The 16111-nt window shown below is 60.0% G+C and carries 13 protein-coding genes; 10 read left to right on the top strand and 3 right to left on the bottom strand.

The annotated features are described in order from the left end of the window. Nucleotides 1-16: 16 nt before the first annotated feature. Nucleotides 17-1000, bottom strand: coding sequence for an aldo/keto reductase (locus AAFG16_RS31230; RefSeq protein WP_342731455.1), 984 nt, complete (start codon nucleotides 998-1000; stop codon nucleotides 17-19). A 350-nt stretch (nucleotides 1001-1350) separates the two neighbouring features. Here AAFG16_RS31230 and AAFG16_RS31235 point away from each other — a divergent pair, with 350 nt between their 5' ends. Together AAFG16_RS31235 and AAFG16_RS31240 are read left to right on the top strand one after the other, a co-directional pair. After that, the gene (locus tag AAFG16_RS31235; protein WP_342731457.1) at nucleotides 1351-2358 is read left to right on the top strand and encodes an SDR family NAD(P)-dependent oxidoreductase; all 1008 of its coding nucleotides are present in this window, start codon (nucleotides 1351-1353) and stop codon (nucleotides 2356-2358) included. 404 nt (nucleotides 2359-2762) lie between these two features. Further along, nucleotides 2763-2999 (top strand): hypothetical protein, encoded by a 237-nt coding sequence (locus AAFG16_RS31240; RefSeq protein WP_283080315.1) that lies wholly within the window; start codon nucleotides 2763-2765, stop codon nucleotides 2997-2999. Nucleotides 3000-3101: 102 nt separating this feature from the next. Here AAFG16_RS31240 and AAFG16_RS31245 read toward each other — a convergent pair whose 3' ends face one another. Then, nucleotides 3102-3755, bottom strand: coding sequence for a response regulator transcription factor (locus AAFG16_RS31245; protein WP_283080316.1), 654 nt, complete (start codon nucleotides 3753-3755; stop codon nucleotides 3102-3104). 296 nt (nucleotides 3756-4051) lie between these two features. Here AAFG16_RS31245 and AAFG16_RS31250 point away from each other — a divergent pair, with 296 nt between their 5' ends. Both AAFG16_RS31250 and AAFG16_RS31255 read left to right on the top strand, forming a co-directional pair. Beyond that, nucleotides 4052-5125: a response regulator transcription factor gene (locus AAFG16_RS31250; RefSeq protein WP_342731460.1), complete on the top strand. Its 1074-nt coding sequence runs from the start codon at nucleotides 4052-4054 to the stop codon at nucleotides 5123-5125. A gap of 265 nt (nucleotides 5126-5390) precedes the next feature. Continuing rightward, nucleotides 5391-6638, top strand: a complete 1248-nt coding sequence (locus AAFG16_RS31255) for a hypothetical protein (protein WP_342731462.1) — start codon at nucleotides 5391-5393, stop codon at nucleotides 6636-6638. Nucleotides 6639-6656: 18 nt separating this feature from the next. On the opposite strand, the gene AAFG16_RS31260 is transcribed toward AAFG16_RS31255, so the two are convergent. Further along, entirely contained in the window at nucleotides 6657-7655 is a 999-nt protein-coding gene (locus AAFG16_RS31260) for a glycosyltransferase (RefSeq protein WP_342731464.1), read from the bottom strand. 425 nt (nucleotides 7656-8080) lie between these two features. On the opposite strand from AAFG16_RS31260, the gene AAFG16_RS31265 reads away from it, so the two are divergent. The 6 genes from AAFG16_RS31265 to AAFG16_RS31290 all read left to right on the top strand — a co-directional run bounded on the left by AAFG16_RS31265 (nucleotide 8081) and on the right by AAFG16_RS31290 (nucleotide 16070). After that, entirely contained in the window at nucleotides 8081-8851 is a 771-nt protein-coding gene (locus tag AAFG16_RS31265; protein WP_342731466.1) for an FkbM family methyltransferase, read from the top strand. Nucleotides 8852-9116: 265 nt separating this feature from the next. Further along, entirely contained in the window at nucleotides 9117-10421 is a 1305-nt protein-coding gene (locus tag AAFG16_RS31270; protein ID WP_342731468.1) for a lipopolysaccharide biosynthesis protein, read from the top strand. 199 nt (nucleotides 10422-10620) lie between these two features. Then, on the top strand, nucleotides 10621-11523 hold the full coding sequence (locus AAFG16_RS31275; protein ID WP_342731470.1) for a thioesterase domain-containing protein: 903 nt from the start codon (nucleotides 10621-10623) through the stop codon (nucleotides 11521-11523). Then, nucleotides 11477-12487, top strand: a complete 1011-nt coding sequence (gene nadE, locus AAFG16_RS31280) for an NAD(+) synthase (RefSeq protein WP_342731472.1) — start codon at nucleotides 11477-11479, stop codon at nucleotides 12485-12487. Before AAFG16_RS31275 ends, nadE begins: the two co-directional genes overlap by 47 nt. 5 nt (nucleotides 12488-12492) lie before the next feature. After that, nucleotides 12493-14508, top strand: a complete 2016-nt coding sequence (gene asnB / locus AAFG16_RS31285; protein ID WP_342731474.1) for an asparagine synthase (glutamine-hydrolyzing) — start codon at nucleotides 12493-12495, stop codon at nucleotides 14506-14508. After that, nucleotides 14505-16070, top strand: a complete 1566-nt coding sequence (locus tag AAFG16_RS31290) for an AMP-binding protein (RefSeq protein WP_342731476.1) — start codon at nucleotides 14505-14507, stop codon at nucleotides 16068-16070. The genes asnB and AAFG16_RS31290 overlap by 4 nt, the downstream gene beginning before the upstream one ends. The last annotated feature ends 41 nt before the right edge of the window (nucleotides 16071-16111 follow it).

Below are 16111 nucleotides of genomic sequence, written 5' to 3' on the forward strand. Positions count from 1 at the left end.
CGTCACTCCCACTACTTCAATTTGAAGCGCCGATAAGTCGATCGGCTCGCCTCGGCGCACCCGATAGCTCGGTGGCGACGCGGTTCAACAGATGAAGCTTCGGCGATTGCGTCAGGCGCAGCAGATTGAACGCTAGGTGCTCCTTCCGAAGCATCGAAAACAGCGCGACTCCTGCCGAATTTGTCGCAAGCGCATAGTCCACGACAAAGGCGACCACAACCTCGGCAGGGCTGCCTCGGTATCCCGCGTCATGAAGGTGCTTCAACAGGCATGGCGTTGCACTTACTTTTGCGACCAGCGGACCGACGCTCGCAAATGATCCATACGTCACAAACGTCGTCCGACGCCCGGAGCCATTTGACCTCTGCAGATTGGGTTCGAGCGGGTTGTTTGCGACCTGCATCAGTCGATATGGCAATGATTCATCGAGGCTCTCCGCTTCGATTTCGTTGTTGCCTGCAATCGAAATTGCCCGGGCCTTACCATCCTGGACGACGCGTTCAACCGCTCGGATGATATCTTCGCGAACGGCTTCCTCCCGAGTAGGACGGTGGAGCGCAAGCACATCCACATAATCCGTCCGAAGACGCCTCAGGCTGTCCTCCACGCTCGTCCTAATCAGCTCGGCGGTCAGTGGCACCTTGAACGGCTTCGGCTTGATCGCCGAGAGGCGAGGCTGAAGCCCGGGAAGTAGAGCCAGGGAGGCGCGCGCTATGGGCTTCAGGAAGCGCATGGTGGCGGAAGTCGCACCTGGGCGCATCCCAACCTTCGTGCAGATATGGACGCTGCCGCGCTTACTGGATGCGAACTGGCCGCAAATCGATTCTGCCATCCCATCGCCGTACGACGGCGCGACATCGTACCAGGTTATTCCGGCGTCGTAGGCGCGCTCCAGCGCTTCAACACCCGCGCGGGCGCCAACGCGGCCTCCGAGCGACGCGCAGCCAAAGCCAATGCTTGAAACCCTGGCCCCGAGGGCCTCAACGAAAACCGTCTTCATTGAAATCTTCGTTAAGCATGACGCTCCTGCTCATCCTACCCGTGCCGCGTTCACTGGCGCGCACGCCCGGACCGGCCGCCTCTATCGAGCGACTCTGCAGATTTGCGCGGCTTCATCGTCATGCAAATGGATGATGACGGGTTTGGTCGGACCCTCTACCCCCGTGGGCACTTCGGCATCGGACGAAGTGGTGAGGACGTGCGGCAGTCGGCCGTTCGACTAGTCATCGGCAACTCGGATCGATCGTAATGATCGGTAGCGCTCATTTGAGCGATGGAGACGCGGCGACCACAGAGCTTTCCTGCAGCGCTCAATGATGGCCGCTCGGCCGTCGAAATCGAGACTATAGAATGGCAGCACGCTCAGAATCAGTTGCAGACGAAGTTCTGGTAACGGGAGCGGCGGGATTCATAGGCTTTCATGTTGCGCGCCGGCTGCTCGATGAAGGACGCCGGGTCGTCGGATTGGACAACCTCAATCACTACTACGACCCCTCCCTGAAGCGCGCTCGTCTCGACATTTTGCGCCGCAATCCCGCATTTTCCTTCATGCAGATCGACCTCGGAGATCGATCGACGATGGCGGACTTGTTTGCGCGACATCGCTTTCCGAGAGTCATCCATCTTGCCGCTCAGGCCGGCGTTCGGCATTCAATCGACCATCCGCACGCCTATGTCGACGCCAATCTGGTGGGATTCTTGAACGTCCTTGAGGGATGCAGGCGTAACGGCTGTGAACATTTGATCTACGCGTCATCGTCGTCCGTCTATGGCGCCAATACGGAGTTTCCTTTCTCGACTCTGCATAGAACCGATTCCCCCATCAGCCTCTATGCCGCGACAAAGAAGGCAAATGAGCTGATGGCCCATTCTTACAGCCACCTGTATCGTCTCCCCGTCACCGGCCTGCGGTTCTTTACGATCTACGGTCCGTGGGGCCGACCCGACATGGCAATGTTTCTGTTCGCTGACGCGATCATGAAGGGCACGCCAATCAAGCTCTTCAACCACGGCAGGATGCGGCGCGACTTCACCTATATCGACGACGTCACTCGCGTTGTCTCGCGGCTGATCGACCGCGTCCCAGAAGACAGCGCCGGTGCGGCCACTGCACCGGCCAAACTCTATAATGTCGGCAATAACCGCCCGGAACCCTTGATGCACGTGGTCAGCTTGCTCGAGACAGAGCTCGGACGAACGGCCCACAAGGAGATGCTGGCGATGCAGCCCGGAGATGTTCCGGAAACCTTTGCCGACGTGGGCGACCTGATGCAGGATGCCGGCTTTTCCCCGTCCACGGCAATCGAAACGGGCGTTCGTCACTTCGCCCGCTGGTACCGCGAGCACTATGGAATATGACGGATCCCGATCTGCATGCTTCGAGCGCCAACATCACAGCCCCATATGTCGTCCGACCGAAAGACCATCAGACTACACGATCTGCGTGATGGTCGGCGGAAGGGCGATCAGGCATAACTCGCCGAAAGATCGCGGCCCCGGCGGGGGGCTAGGATTCGCAGGAGCCGGGGCCGCAACGCTGCGCCGAAGTGGGCTCCGTCGACGCAACACGATCGTAACGACAAACAAGCGACCATTCACCTTGGATTCGTGATCAATCGGGTCAACGTCGGGGTACCCATCAATGATGATGTATCCTCCTCTAATAACGGCTTGCTATCTGTTCATTGTGGTACGATGACCCAATTGTGACGCGTGGGGCTCGCTGCAGTCATCGGAATGGTTCGGGTGATCCGGAGACACCAATGCCGCGATATTTCTTCCATATCCACGATGGGAATTCAGTTCTCGACGACGTCGGGTTGGATCTCCCTGACATTATCGCCGCGCGTACCGCAGCGATCGAACTGAGCGGCGAGATCCTCAAGCATGACTTGACGGAACGGCTCTTGCCTCATGTCTTCTGGCAAGTGGAGGTCAGCGACAGCCCCGCTCTTGGCGGCCGGTCGCTATTCATTCTTCAGTTCTCGGTGGCAGAATAAGCTCCCCTTTTTCACTGGCCTGCGCTTCGAGGACGCTTCTGCCTGTCGCGTCGCAATCATCGCGGGATGATATCGTGGTGCGCCCGGCCAGCGGGATTGGTCCTACCTGCGCTGCCTGTCATTGGCGCCGTCATCCTGCGAGATGGCGAGCGCAGCAAGCGCCGTGCGATTGCCGACTTCGAGCTTTTGGAAAATCTTGTGGAGGTGCACCTTGATGGTGCCGTCAGCAATGTTGAGCCGGCGGCCAATCTCCTTGTTGGAGAGACCGCGAGAGACGAGGCGGATGATCTGCCGCTCCCGCTCGGTGAGCACAGCGAGTGCATTTTCGGGATTTGCGCTCTGCTCTTGAGGCGGGACCTGATCTGTAGGCGCTCCCGAAACGACAGTCGCGCCATGGATAATCTCACGCAAGCACTGCACCAGCGCCTGGCCCGTCATCTCCTTTGGAAGAACACTGTGCCCCGCCGGGAGTCCCGACGAGACAAGATCGCAGTCCTCGCTGGCTGTGAAGAACACCAGACGGGTCGATCGGTTTTCCGAGCGGTCGAGCGAGTCGTTCAGCAGCGCGATCAACTCCGGCATTGCCGCATCGATGATCGCAATGTCGGGAGCAAGATCCAGAACTGCCGTGATGCAGTTCCCGGCGTCGCCGCAGGACGCAATGACCTCGAAATCAGGTTCTGAGCCGAGTAGATTTGCGAGACCGTGCAAGACCACCGGATGTCGGTCCGCAATCACCACAGTCGCACGACGCATCGGGCGCTCCCTGGCCAGCCGCCCCCCATTTCTGTGATTGAAGCTACGGGCCCCCGCCCTGGCCGCTCCAATATTGCTTGAACACCAAAAACCTCATCAATATTCCGAAGTGTCAGTCACTAGAGCAAAGCGCGTAAACCATAAGGCAGATGACGTAAACCATAAGTCAGATGATCGCATGAGTCTGAAGCAGCAGTATACAGCAAGTTTGCCGCATAGAGGCCCGTAGGACTCCGGTGGTCAATACTTAAGACGGGCGCAAGTCTTCTCTCTATTTGCGAAGCTGGAATGACAGTGTGCTGCAGTGCATCGTAAACGCGCATTCGAGGTTGAAGGCGAACTCACCCGCCATCTCCGGCGGCGGCAACGCCGTGTCACTCGACCGCGTCGATGCCGGCCAGCCCTATAACCAAAGGTATATAGGCAAAACCGAAGATTCAAATCTAACCTTCAGCAAATCTTATCGAAACAAAATCGGGAGGCTTAGCACACTCAAGCTTTTTCCTACTTTGTCTTTTCACAAGCCTTGTTTGTTCAAGTTGTATCGTTGCGTTGACGTGGAGGGTGATATGAGGAGACGACAATCCTGCAAAGTCGTTTTGATTGGACGGCACATTCTACTACGAGAAGGTATTTCCCGAATCCTGCATGCCGCAGATTTCCACATCGTAATGTCGGTCTTGGGTACCGACGAATTGCCAAGCACACTCCAAGCACACCAGCTTCTGTTTGTGATTGTCCATGACACCGACGAATTCGATCTCGCGCTGAAGCACATCGGATTTGTAAGGGAGCATTATCCAGACGCCCGCGTGGCGATCGTTTCGGACCATTACCGGCCGGAAGAGTTGATTTCAGCCTACAAGGCAGGCGCCAGCGGCTACTTCGCCGACGTCAATTCATGCGACACCTTCACAAAGTCGATCGAGCTCGTGACAATGGGCGAAACGGTATTTCCGCCTGCATTTCTGTCGTTCGTGCTTGATCTCGAGCCTAGCCGCAAGGCTCTGCCGCCGGCGAGCGAAGAGCGATCGAGCGTCCTCATTCCTGCCGAGGGACCGATCGCCCCCCACCTCTCACCGCGCGAGCAGGCAATCCTCTCCTTCTTGGTTGAAGGCAATTCCAACAAATGCATTGCGCGAAAGATCGATATTGCCGAAGCGACGGTGAAGGTTCACGTCAAGGCGATCCTGCGCAAGATACGGGTCCAGAATAGAACGCAGGCCGCGATTTGGGGAATGAACAACGGACCACTGGTCCGGCCTTCCAATGGGCACGCGCTGGCGCTGTCAATCGATCGGGCGACAGCTCCTAACCAGGTCCCAAACGGGCACGGACATCAGGAGGCCGACATCTCCGACATCCACTAGACCAGGCAGTCAGTTCTAATGCGCGTCGATCGTTGAGACGCGCCCGCTGACTGCGCAGCGAAAATGACTTCGAGGTTGCGCGAAGATCGGCAACGCTCCGCGGGAGCATCCTGCGTTTGGATGATGTGCGCCAGGACGTAATGGACAAAAACATCATCGACATCCGTGGTCGCTGCAAGATCGTCGTGATCGGCAGGGACCCGAACGTCGGCCGTCTACCAACCCGAAACGCCCGAATCCCCTGGTTGTCGTGGAGCATGATACGATGTCTCCGTCCCTCAGCGCTCGAATTGCATTGGCCGGCGGCGCATTGGTCGTGCTCGCGTTGGCAGGCTTCGCCGCCGCACAGACGCTGACAAGAGCCAAACTTGCTGTGGCCAGCAGCCTGAACCTGCCCGACTATCTCGTTCCGGTCACCGACCCGGACACCGGCGCCACGATCATCCGGATAACGACTCCGGGGCCCCTGGGCGCAGGCTTGGCGTGTCAGCGCGCCTATTGCACCCACCGCTATTCGAGTGCGCAGGCGTGGAACGCCGATCAAACTCTGGTTTTGATCGCCAACGGCTGCAACGGCCTCTGCTTTCTTGACGGGAAGACGTTCGTTCCCTTGTTCCGTCGGCAAAGAGAGGACGAGTGCGAATGGCACCCGCGGGACCCCGAGCGCATGATATGCGTGATCGGGCGCAAGATCTCGCTCTGGCAGCCGCGAACCAATGCCGAGGAAATCATGTTGACGGCCGAGGGCTATCGCGGCCTTCAGTTCGGGCCAGGCAAGGGCAATCCCTCTCGAGACGGAAGCCGTATCGCCGTGCGAGGCACGCGTGCAGACGGTATGGTGGTTGCGTTCGCCTTTGATCTCGTGACCCGACAGAAGTTTCCGGACATCGAAGTGGGGAAATTGCCCGGTCGAGAGGGCGTCTGCGAGATATCGACCCTGGGCAGCTATATCAGGTGCAGCCGATGGGTCGACGGAAAGGATGAGGCATTCATCTTCAGCGTCGCTGGAGACCTGGTCCAAAGTTGGACCGAACATCATCGGCCGAGCCACGGCGACATGGCCGTTGATGCTGACGGACGCGAGGTCTACGTCGGAATCAGCAAATCGGATCCCGACATATATCAGGTGATCAAGCGCCGGCTGGATGACGGTAAGGTTACCGCCCTGGCTCCGCGCGGGGAGGCCTCACATGCGTCCACGCGCGCGATCGACCGGCCCGGCTGGGTGATCTTGAGCTATGGCGGCGATCCATCCGAAATTGCCCAACTTCCATCCTTTGCCCCGTTTGCTCGGGAAGTGATCGCTCTGCGAATTGACGGCAGCGGCGAATTTCGGCGTATTGCACACACGCGCAACGTCCCGTACGACTACTGGAACGAGACCCACGCTTCGCCATCGCCGGATGGATCGCAAATCATCTGGTCGAGCAATTGGGGGGTACCGGGCGGCCCGGTCTTCGACTTTGTAACCCGTCTCGATCAACCCGATCAGACCAGCGCCCTGTCCCGATGATGGCCTCGGCGGCTCTTCTCAGGCGTGCCCCACACGAACCAACGGGCTGTCCGCCGGCGTACGCGTTCGCGCCCGGAGCGCCTTGTTGGCCGCATTAATAACCGAGGGCCGCAGGATCTGGAGCGCGTCCTTGACCGTTGCCCACCAGGACTGGTAGCGGAATCTTCCGCGCAATCTTGCAACCCGCAATGCGCGTACGACCGTTTCGGGACCTGGAAGTCCTTGCTTGTCCTGGATGAGGCTCCAGGTCAGATGCTTCAGATCAAGTGTCTCCTGATCGATCTGGGAGAATGACTTCGAAGCTGTAATATTATCGTGGGACGTCATGTCATAGAAGATCAAGCCATCGTCGATCGCCACCATGTCGCCGAAACAGGCGAGGTCGACGAAGAACAGCTGGTCCACCCCCCACCTGATCGACTTGTAGTTTCGCATCCGACAGCCGGCCCGGATGACGTCGCTGTTGATCAGCAACGTCGACGGAACAATGCCCAGCACCCGCGTCTTGCCGACCAGGTAGAGGTCGGCCAGGCATTGCTGGCTCGAATACACCGTGATGCTCCCTCCCCGTCGACATCTCGTTCCGCTGTCCTGGACGAGATGAGATGTGGAGGTCATGAAGGCAGCGGTTGGATGCTTCCTCGCTATCTCCGCGAAAGTCTCGAGCGAACCTGGCGTCAGCCAGTCATCGTCATGCAACAATTTAATCCAGCTGCCACGGCATGCGAGCATCGCGTTGTTCGTGTTCTCGACTTGGCCCGATTCTCCGCGGTTCTCGACAATGCGAATACGCGGATCGTTCCGCGCGTACTCGGAAAGAATCCCCCATGTCGAGCCTTCCGGCCCTTCGTCGTCGCTGATCACCATTTCCCAATCGGAATACTGCTGCTGCAGCACGCTTTCGATCGTGCGGCGGATCAAATCCGGTCGGCGAAAGGTCGGAATCGCGACTGAAATGAACGGGCGGACGTCCCCATCTCGAATGCCGTCGGTCCCGCCGAGTTGCAACAAGTTCATCGCCTTCTTCCCTCAGGCCCAATTCATCAAGCTGTCCGGCCCGGACAAGCCTCGAGCGATGCCTTTTTGACTCTACGAAGCGGTCCGAACATGCCACGTGGCACGACGGGGCCAACGCTAGGAACCCGGGTCGGTCCGGTCATCCTGCATTCGCATGACGATGACCACGCGAGGCGCAACGTTTTCGAAGGTAGAGCTGATCAATCGATTCTTATCGTGCAAACGAAGGATGGCTGGACGCTTAGATCAGCCTACGCTCTGCCGACAAGCCAATCGCATAGGTGAAGAGTCCTTTGCACAGATTGCACCAACTTCTCGCTCGAATCCGGCAAGAGCCTGACAAGGTCCGGTTTCTGCTGTCGCGCGCACTGTGGGTGAGCGGGTTGTGCCGGTTCATCACCTTCAGCTTTCCTGCCGGATATAGAATGCGGTTCTATCCGAGCTCCATGTCTGCCGGGCTCTGGCGGAGGCGCGATTTTCGGGCCGATGACGCCGACTTCGTGGGAACCTACCTGCAACCCGGAGAAACCTTCGTCGACGTCGGTGCGAACGTAGGGCAGTTGAGCCTCGCCGCTGCCGTTCGGGTCACCCGATCTGGACGGGTCATCGCAATCGAAGCGCATCCGCGTATCTGCAGGTACCTGCAGGGCAACGTCCGTCTCAACGGATTGACGGTCGAGGTCCACAACACGGCAGTCGGCAGCAAGGACGGAGAGCTCGTCTTCACGGACTTTCGCAGCGATGACATGAACTTCGCATCCGTGACGCCGCCACCCAGCGGCGCAACGCTCCGGGTTCCGGTTCGCCCTCTGGACTCGATTATTGGAGATCGACGGGTGGATCTTCTGAAGGTCGACGTCGAAGGATTCGAAGTTGACCTTCTCAAGGGCGCGGCGAAGACCGTATCCAATTGTCGGTGTCTCTACATAGAGGACTCTGAGCTCAACCTTCGGAGAGCTGGCACCTCGCGTACGGAGCTATATGACCGCCTCATCGATCACGGATTTGAGCTCTTTCATCTCAGGCAGGGACGGCTCGAGCGGGCGTTTCCTGACATTCCGGGCCCGGACGATGACAACCTGATCGCCGTCAGACCACCTGCCCTGCCGGATCTGCTCGCGCGGACCGGCCTTCGGTTGGCACAGTCATCCCCGCGGCCGTTAGACGACCGTCTGCCCTCCGCGCGCCTTGCGTGACTCTCAGGCAGCTCATTTCCTTCATCGTATGCGATCACGCCAGCCTTTCTGGACCAGGCGCCAATGACGATCGATCATTAACTGTTCGGCAAGGCACAAGCTTCTTGTGCAAGCCTTCTCGCGAATTCGGCGCGACAGCTCGGTGACCGTCATGCGAACGAATGATGGCGCCCGCCGCCATCGGTTCTACGATCCAGCCAGAGTGGTTCGCTGCAGCATATGGTCTTGCGTTTTAGAAATGAATTCTGAACCGAGGAAGCGTGTCATGGCCGCCAAAACGGCTCCGGCTCCGACGCGGACAGGAGCCCTTGTTCGTATGGCGGCCGGCGTATCTGCCCTCGCGCTTACCGGCCAGCTCACGCTCGTTGCGGCCATTCCCGTCCTCACGCGGCTGTACTCGCCGGAGGATTTTGGAATCTTTACGATCTATCTCTCGATCGTGAACATCCTCGGTGCAATAGCCGGGCTTCGCTTCAGCACCTCCCTGTACGTCGTTGAGGACAGGGCCGGGGCGCTCATCGCGCTCAAGCTCGTGCTCCTCGCGGTCTGCGGTACCAGCCTGGTCGTGCTTACCGCCGGATACCTGCTCTCGGCCATGATGCCGCCGTCACTGCAACATCTGGTCTGCCTCGTACCGATCGGGATGGCGGCGGTCGGCGTTGCCGACGCAATGAACTGCTGGTGCTTGCGCTTCAATCACATACGCGACTTCGGCATGGGCCGCCTGATCCTACCGGCAACGATGGCGCTGCTCCAGGTGGGCTTTGGCCTCGCCGGCATCGGCGACGATGCAATGGTCCGAGCTCACATCCTGAGCCAGGTCGTGCTGATCGCATTTCTCTGCATCCGGCTCCTGAAATGGGAAGATATCCGCCACATCAAGCAGGCCTCGTGGCAATCGGTCGCGGCGACGGCACGGCGGGAGTACAAGTTTCCTCTGTTCGAGCTGCCCTCGGCCTTCGTGGGATTTGCCATCATCAATCTCCCCGCAATCTTCATAGGCTCGCTGTTCGGTACCGCATTCGCTGGTCATTTTGGTGTCGCCGCCCGCCTTGTGACCGGCCCAGTCACCCTGATCGCCTTGCCGCTCAGCAATGTCTTCGTGGCCGAGGCCAGCAAGGGTTTCGATCGCCAGCATCTGCTCAGCACCGCATTCGGCCTGCTGGCCGTTGCAGCCGTCCTGATCGCTCTGCCGGTACTCGGCCTGGGGTTTGTTTCACCCTTCGTCGTCGTTCCGCTGCTCGGGCCGTCCTGGATGCCTACGGGTCAAATCATGGCCGCCCTGGCGCTCATGTGCGCCGCGCAGGCCCTGTCGACGCCCATTCAAGAAGTCCCTACTCTTTTTCGTCGTCAAGAACTGCGCCTGGCCGTCGACGTGGTGCGGGCCATGTTTGTATTTGCGCCGCTCCTGATCGGCGCTCGCCTCGGCCAGGATCCGTTGCAGGTGATCTTCGCGATGGCTGCAGGAGGAGCTACCGGCTACACCCTGGGAATTGCCGTGGCGCTGATCCTTCTGAGCCGCCCAGGCGGAGCGCGGCCATCGGGTGCGCCCGTCAATGGGCCCGTATGAACCGGAAGGCCGAGGGCGTCTGCCCGGCCTTCACGTCGACTTGTGGAGGCATGACATGGACGAAAGATCTCGGGCGGAAGCCGCCGAGTCTCCCAGCGCGACCATATGCTTCATGCGAATGAATGATGAGAAGATCTCGCTCCTCTTCATACTGTGACATTGATACTCGGTCGGTTGCATTCCAATGACGTTACGGCCATTGATTGATACGGACCAGGATCCGGAATCTCCGCCTTTGCAGGCAGCAGCGGCGGCGCAACCAGTGCTTTTCCTGCTGCCCGGCTCGCTCGGCTACGGAGCCAGCCTCGCAGCCCTCGCCGCTTCGATCCGCGAGATGGCCCATGTTGTTCCGATCCGATACCCAGAACTCGGCAAGATATTACAGGGGCAGGACAGCGTTTGCGATATGGCTGCTGCCGCACTGGAGCAGATCAGTCGTGTCCAGCCTCGAGGGTCCGTCAGACTTCTCGGCCATTCGCTGGGTGGAGCGGTCGCCTTCGAGGTCGCAACGCGACTAGTTGCCTCCGGCCGGTCCGTGACGTTCTTTGGAATTCTCGACACCAGCCTCATGGGCGAGCGCAGCTCTGCATGGGAGACGTTGAGCCGCACGGTCCACCGTGTCCGCAGCAACCGTGTCACGGCGTCCCGTATGGTCTGTCGCGCCTTCGCCAAAGCAGCCGTCGCGATCGGCCGTGAAGCCGACCTCGCCCGGATGATCGATCGCCGTGCAAAGGGCCAGTTCAGCCTTACCACCTTCAGACTCAAGCAGGAGTTGCAGGAGGTCTTGCGAGCGAAGGCTTACTTCCGCTGGTTGGCGGAGCCGAAATCGACACTGCCGATATCCGCCGTTCTGTTCCGGTGCAAGCGGAAGAAAATGCCGCAAGCGCTGGGGTGGGACCGGGCGTTTACGCACGTCGACGTCGTCCCAACCGCAGGGACTCATACTGATCTCGTGATGCCTCCGTACCTTACGATGAACTTGCACCTCGTCCAGAATGCGTTGTCGCAAGCCTACTCACCAGCCGAGCTTCCCGACAGAGAGGGGGATTGTTCTCGTGTCCCTACAAGCAAGTCACAGCCGAACCGAACGAGCGTTCAGTAGCGACGCCCTGGTCGTTGACGCACCATTGGAGGTCGCGCGCATCGTCGCGTTTTTGCGCGACCAGGTTCTTGGCGTGCTTGGCCGGCGCGGAGCCATCGTCGGGCTTTCCGGTGGCATCGATAGCTCCGTGGTGGCCGCGCTCTGCGCGCGCGCCTTTGGAAACACGAAGGTCCTGGGGCTGCTCATGCCCGAACGCGATTCGTCCGACGATTCACTGCGGCTGGGTCGGGTCGTTGCCACGCAGCTGCGCTTGACCACGGTGGTCGAAGACATCGCTCCGGCCCTCGAAGCGTTGGGCGCATACGCACGGCAGCGAGAGGCGATCCAAGCCATCGTACCCGAGTACGGGGCCAACTGGAAATGCAAGCTGGTATTGGGATCCGTTTTGGAGCGTGACGGTATCAACTTCACGCGTCTGACCGTCCAGGACCCGAACGGCAACACTTCCACCGTACGTCTTCCGCCCGAGGTCTACCTACAGATCGTCGCCGCAACCAACTACAAGCAACGCGTTCGCAAAATGACGGAGTACTATCACGCCGACCGCCTGAAATACGCGGTCATCGGCACGCCAAACCGGCTCGAGCATGATCAAGGCTTCTTCGTGAAGCAGGGTGACGGTGATGCGGACGTCATGCCGATTGCGCATCTCTACAAGAGCCAAGTCTACCAGCTCGCCGAATACCTCGGCATCGATGAGGAAATCAGACGGCGCCCGCCAACATCCGACACCTTCTCGATGCCGCAGAGCCAGGAGGAATTCTATTTCGCCGCGCCGTATAAATTGACCGATGTTTGCATGTACGCCGTCAACCACGGCATTTCTGCCGACGAAGTCGCCGATGCCGTCGGCATGGCGGCAACGCAGGTGCAGAAGGTCTTCAAGGACATCGCTTCGAAGCGCCGGGCGACGCGCTATCTACACGCCCGGCCGCTGCTTGTGGATGCAGTGATCGAGGACTAAACGGCATGTGCGGCATCGCGGGAATCGTGGCGCTGAACGCGAACGCTCCGGGTCCTTCGCGGAAAGCGCTCTTGCGCATGCTGGGGACGCTTGCCCATCGCGGCCCGGACGAGCGGGGCCTCTACCGGGATGAACGCGCGGGTCTGGCGCACGCGCGGCTCTCGATCATCGACATCAAGAGCGGACAACAACCGCTCAATGATGCCGGCGGAGCCGCCTGGATCGTATTCAACGGCGAGATCTTCAACTATGTCGAGTTGCGCGCCCAGTTGATCTCACTCGGCCATCACTTCCACACCCGCAGTGACACGGAAGTGCTCTTGAAGGCCTATTGCGCCTGGGGCGAGGCGGCGTTCGAACGGATGAACGGACAATGGGCCGTTGCCATCTGGGACCCGTCCGCCCGCCGCCTCGTCTTGTCGCGCGACCGGAGCGGAATCTGCCCGCTCTATATCTGCGAGCATCAGGGCCAGCTGTACTTCGCCAGTGAAGTCAAGGCCATCTTCGCGGCAAATCCAGCCATCCCTCGGGCACTGGACCCAGTAGGCATCGACCAAACCTTCACCTTCTGGAGTACCGTGCCGCCCCAGACCGTGTTTCAGGGGGTCAGGGAGATTGAACCCGGACACGTCCGCAGTTACGCGCGGGGCGAGGTTCGGGATCACGCATTCTGGACCCCGCGCTATCCCACCTCTCCCGACGAACATTTCAGCTCAGACGTCGACAAGATCGATGCCGTGCGCAATGCACTGGAAACGGCCACGGCGTTCCGAATGGTGCGGGCCGACGTTCCCGTGGGAAGCTATCTCTCCGGCGGACTCGACAGCTCGCTTGTTGCCGCACTCGGGAGCCGCTTCGCAGAAGGCCGCTTTCAGACGTTCTCCCTGCGCTTCACCGACGCAGAATATGACGAGACGTCCTACCAGCGCCTGATGGCGCGCGCGATCGCAAGCGAGCACCACGAGCTGATGGTCTCGCGCCGGGACATTGCCGAGGCCTTTCCAAAAGTGATCTACCACACCGAGCGCCCTATCCTGAGGACCGCTCCTGTACCGTTGTTCCTGCTCTCAAAGCTCGTGCGCGAGCGCGGCATCAAGGTCGTCCTGACCGGCGAAGGGGCCGACGAAATGTTCGCCGGCTACGATCTGTTTCGCGAGGGCAAGATCCGCCGTTTCTGGGGCCGTCAGCCTTCGTCGACGCGGCGAGCAGCCCTCTTGAAGCGCCTCTATCCGTATATCTCCCGGTCGCCGGTCCACACGCAGGCCGTCGCTCTCAAGTTCTTCGGGCACGGCATTTCCGCGTTTGATGCACCTGGCTTCGCTCACCAGCCGCGCTGGCGAAGCACCAGTGCGATCAAACGCCTGTTCTCCGACGATATGCGTGGTGTTGCTTCGCGAGCGGACCCGGTGACCGAATTGCTCGATCGTCTGCCACCGGATTTCGCCCGCTGGACCTCGCTCGCACAGGATCAATACCTCGAGACCAAAACCCTCCTGGCTGGCTACCTGCTCTCCTCTCAGGGAGACAGGATGCTCATGGCACACTCGGTCGAGGGACGGTTTCCATTCCTCGACGACGATGTCGTCGAGCTCGCGAACTCGCTTCCCGACGCCTGCAAGCTTCGCATTCTCGATGAGAAGCATGTCCTAAAACGTGTCGCGCAGTCGCAGATGCCACCTGAGATCGTAAAGCGGAAGAAACAGCCCTACCGCGCTCCCAATGCGCTCTGCTTCGTCGACGGGGGTGGGTCCTCCTATGTCGACGAGGCGCTCTCGCGCAGGAGCATCCGCGCCGCCAACATCTTTGATCCGGTTGCGGTCGAGCGGCTCCACAGCAAGTGCCGGGCACACGCAGAAGCTGGCGCCGCCGACCTATCCAATTTCGACAACATGGCGCTCGTCGGCGTGCTGTCCACTCAGCTCCTATTCCAACAGTTCGTCACAGATCGCCCGGAGGGCGCGCACCGGATCGTGCTTGCCGTTGACGCCGACCACCAACACGCATCGGGAGCCTACGCATGATGAACGATCCCGTGCCGCTCCTGCATGATTACCTAGTCCACTCGACCCGCCGCAACGGCGCCAAGGTCGCACTCGTGTGTGACGGTCAGCGGGTGACCTACGACCAGCTCGAGGCGCGATCGAACTCGGTCGCACACCATCTGGTCGAAGCCGGCGTGGGGCGAGGCGATCGCGTAGTCATCTTCGCCGACAACACTGTCGAGGCCGCCGTCAGCTTCTGGGCCGTGCTCAAAGCCAATGCGATCGTGTGCCTCATCAATCCCCTCACGAAACGCGACAAGCTTTGCTATCTCCTGGACGACTGCCAGCCGGCTGCACTTATCGCGCAAGCGCGCCTTTACGAGACGTTCCACCAACCAGCAAACCATTGTCCCTCGTTGCACCGGGTCATCGTGTCCGGCACGATCGACGATACCGATCTGAACGCACTGCCGCATGCCGTCGGGTGGAGTGTCGCAACAGCCAGCACCCACAACACAGCTCCGGCGCGCCGCTGCATCGACATCGACCTCGCCGCGATCGTGTACACCTCGGGATCGACCGGTGAGCCCAAAGGGGTGATGCTGACGCACCGAAACATGATGACGGCGTGCACGTCCATAGCGTCATATCTGGATGTGCGCGAGGATGAGGTCATCCTCAACGCCCTGCCCCTCGCCTTCGATTACGGCCTGTACCAGATGATCATGGCTGTTCGTTCCGGAGCACGCCTCGTTCTGGAGCGCTCGTTCGCCTACCCTGCCGAGGTACTTCGGCATATCGCGGAAGAGAGAGTGACGGGCTTTCCCGGCGTGCCCACCATGTTCTCGACTCTGCTTCAGCTGGACCTGAAGAGTTGCGATCTTTCCAGCATTCGCTACGTGACCAGTACCGGCGCCGCGCTACCGGTCCAGCACCTGCGCCAATTGAGAGATACGTTTCCCGGCGCACGCATCTACTCCATGTACGGACTGACCGAATGCAAACGCTGCACCTATCTTCCGCCTGAAGATCTCGACCGGAAACCGTCGAGCGTCGGAATTGCGATCCCGAACACGGAAATGTGGATCGTCGACGAGCGCGGCCAGCGGGTGGGACCCGGCGTTGCCGGCCAGCTCGTCATTCGCGGTGCGACAGTCATGAAAGGCTACTGGCGAAAGCCAGAGGCTACCGCGAGGCGACTGAAGCCTGGGCCGCTTCCCGGCGAGCAAGTGCTGTATACCGGCGATTACTGCGAAATGGACGCGGAGGGATATCTCTACTTCATCAGCCGCAGCGACGAGATCATCAAATCGCGAGGCGAGAAGGTCGCGCCCAAGGAGGTCGAGAGCGCATTGCTGGACATTCCCGGAATACGGGAGGCGGCGGTCGTGGGCGTTCCCGACGAACTGCTCGGCCACGCCGTCAAGGCGTTTGTGGTCGTCGACGTCGACCAGGAGCAACCTATAAGCGAGAAGCAGATCAAGCAGGAGTGCCAGAAGCGCCTCGAGAGCTTCATGGTCCCCAAATACATCGTTATCGTACCGGAATTGGCGCGGACGAACGTAGGCAAGATCAACAAGAGAGAACTCATCACGGGATGATATTCAGACCAGGACTGAACGGCCCAAGAACTTCAGATGGA

The organism is Bradyrhizobium sp. B117 (genome assembly GCF_038969555.1).
Taxonomy (GTDB): Bacteria; Pseudomonadota; Alphaproteobacteria; order Rhizobiales; family Xanthobacteraceae; genus Bradyrhizobium.

Coding starts and splice junctions, on each gene's coding strand:
- AAFG16_RS31230 (WP_342731455.1), bottom strand. CDS start 1,000: ATGAAGACGGTTTTCGTTGAGGCCCTCGGGGCCAGGGTTTCAAGCATT.
- AAFG16_RS31235 (WP_342731457.1), top strand. CDS start 1,351: ATGGCAGCACGCTCAGAATCAGTTGCAGACGAAGTTCTGGTAACGGGA.
- AAFG16_RS31240 (WP_283080315.1), top strand. CDS start 2,763: ATGCCGCGATATTTCTTCCATATCCACGATGGGAATTCAGTTCTCGAC.
- AAFG16_RS31245 (WP_283080316.1), bottom strand. CDS start 3,755: ATGCGTCGTGCGACTGTGGTGATTGCGGACCGACATCCGGTGGTCTTG.
- AAFG16_RS31255 (WP_342731462.1), top strand. CDS start 5,391: ATGTCTCCGTCCCTCAGCGCTCGAATTGCATTGGCCGGCGGCGCATTG.
- AAFG16_RS31260 (WP_342731464.1), bottom strand. CDS start 7,655: ATGAACTTGTTGCAACTCGGCGGGACCGACGGCATTCGAGATGGGGAC.
- AAFG16_RS31265 (WP_342731466.1), top strand. CDS start 8,081: ATGCGGTTCTATCCGAGCTCCATGTCTGCCGGGCTCTGGCGGAGGCGC.
- AAFG16_RS31270 (WP_342731468.1), top strand. CDS start 9,117: ATGGCCGCCAAAACGGCTCCGGCTCCGACGCGGACAGGAGCCCTTGTT.
- asnB (WP_342731474.1), top strand. CDS start 12,493: ATGTGCGGCATCGCGGGAATCGTGGCGCTGAACGCGAACGCTCCGGGT.
- AAFG16_RS31290 (WP_342731476.1), top strand. CDS start 14,505: ATGATGAACGATCCCGTGCCGCTCCTGCATGATTACCTAGTCCACTCG.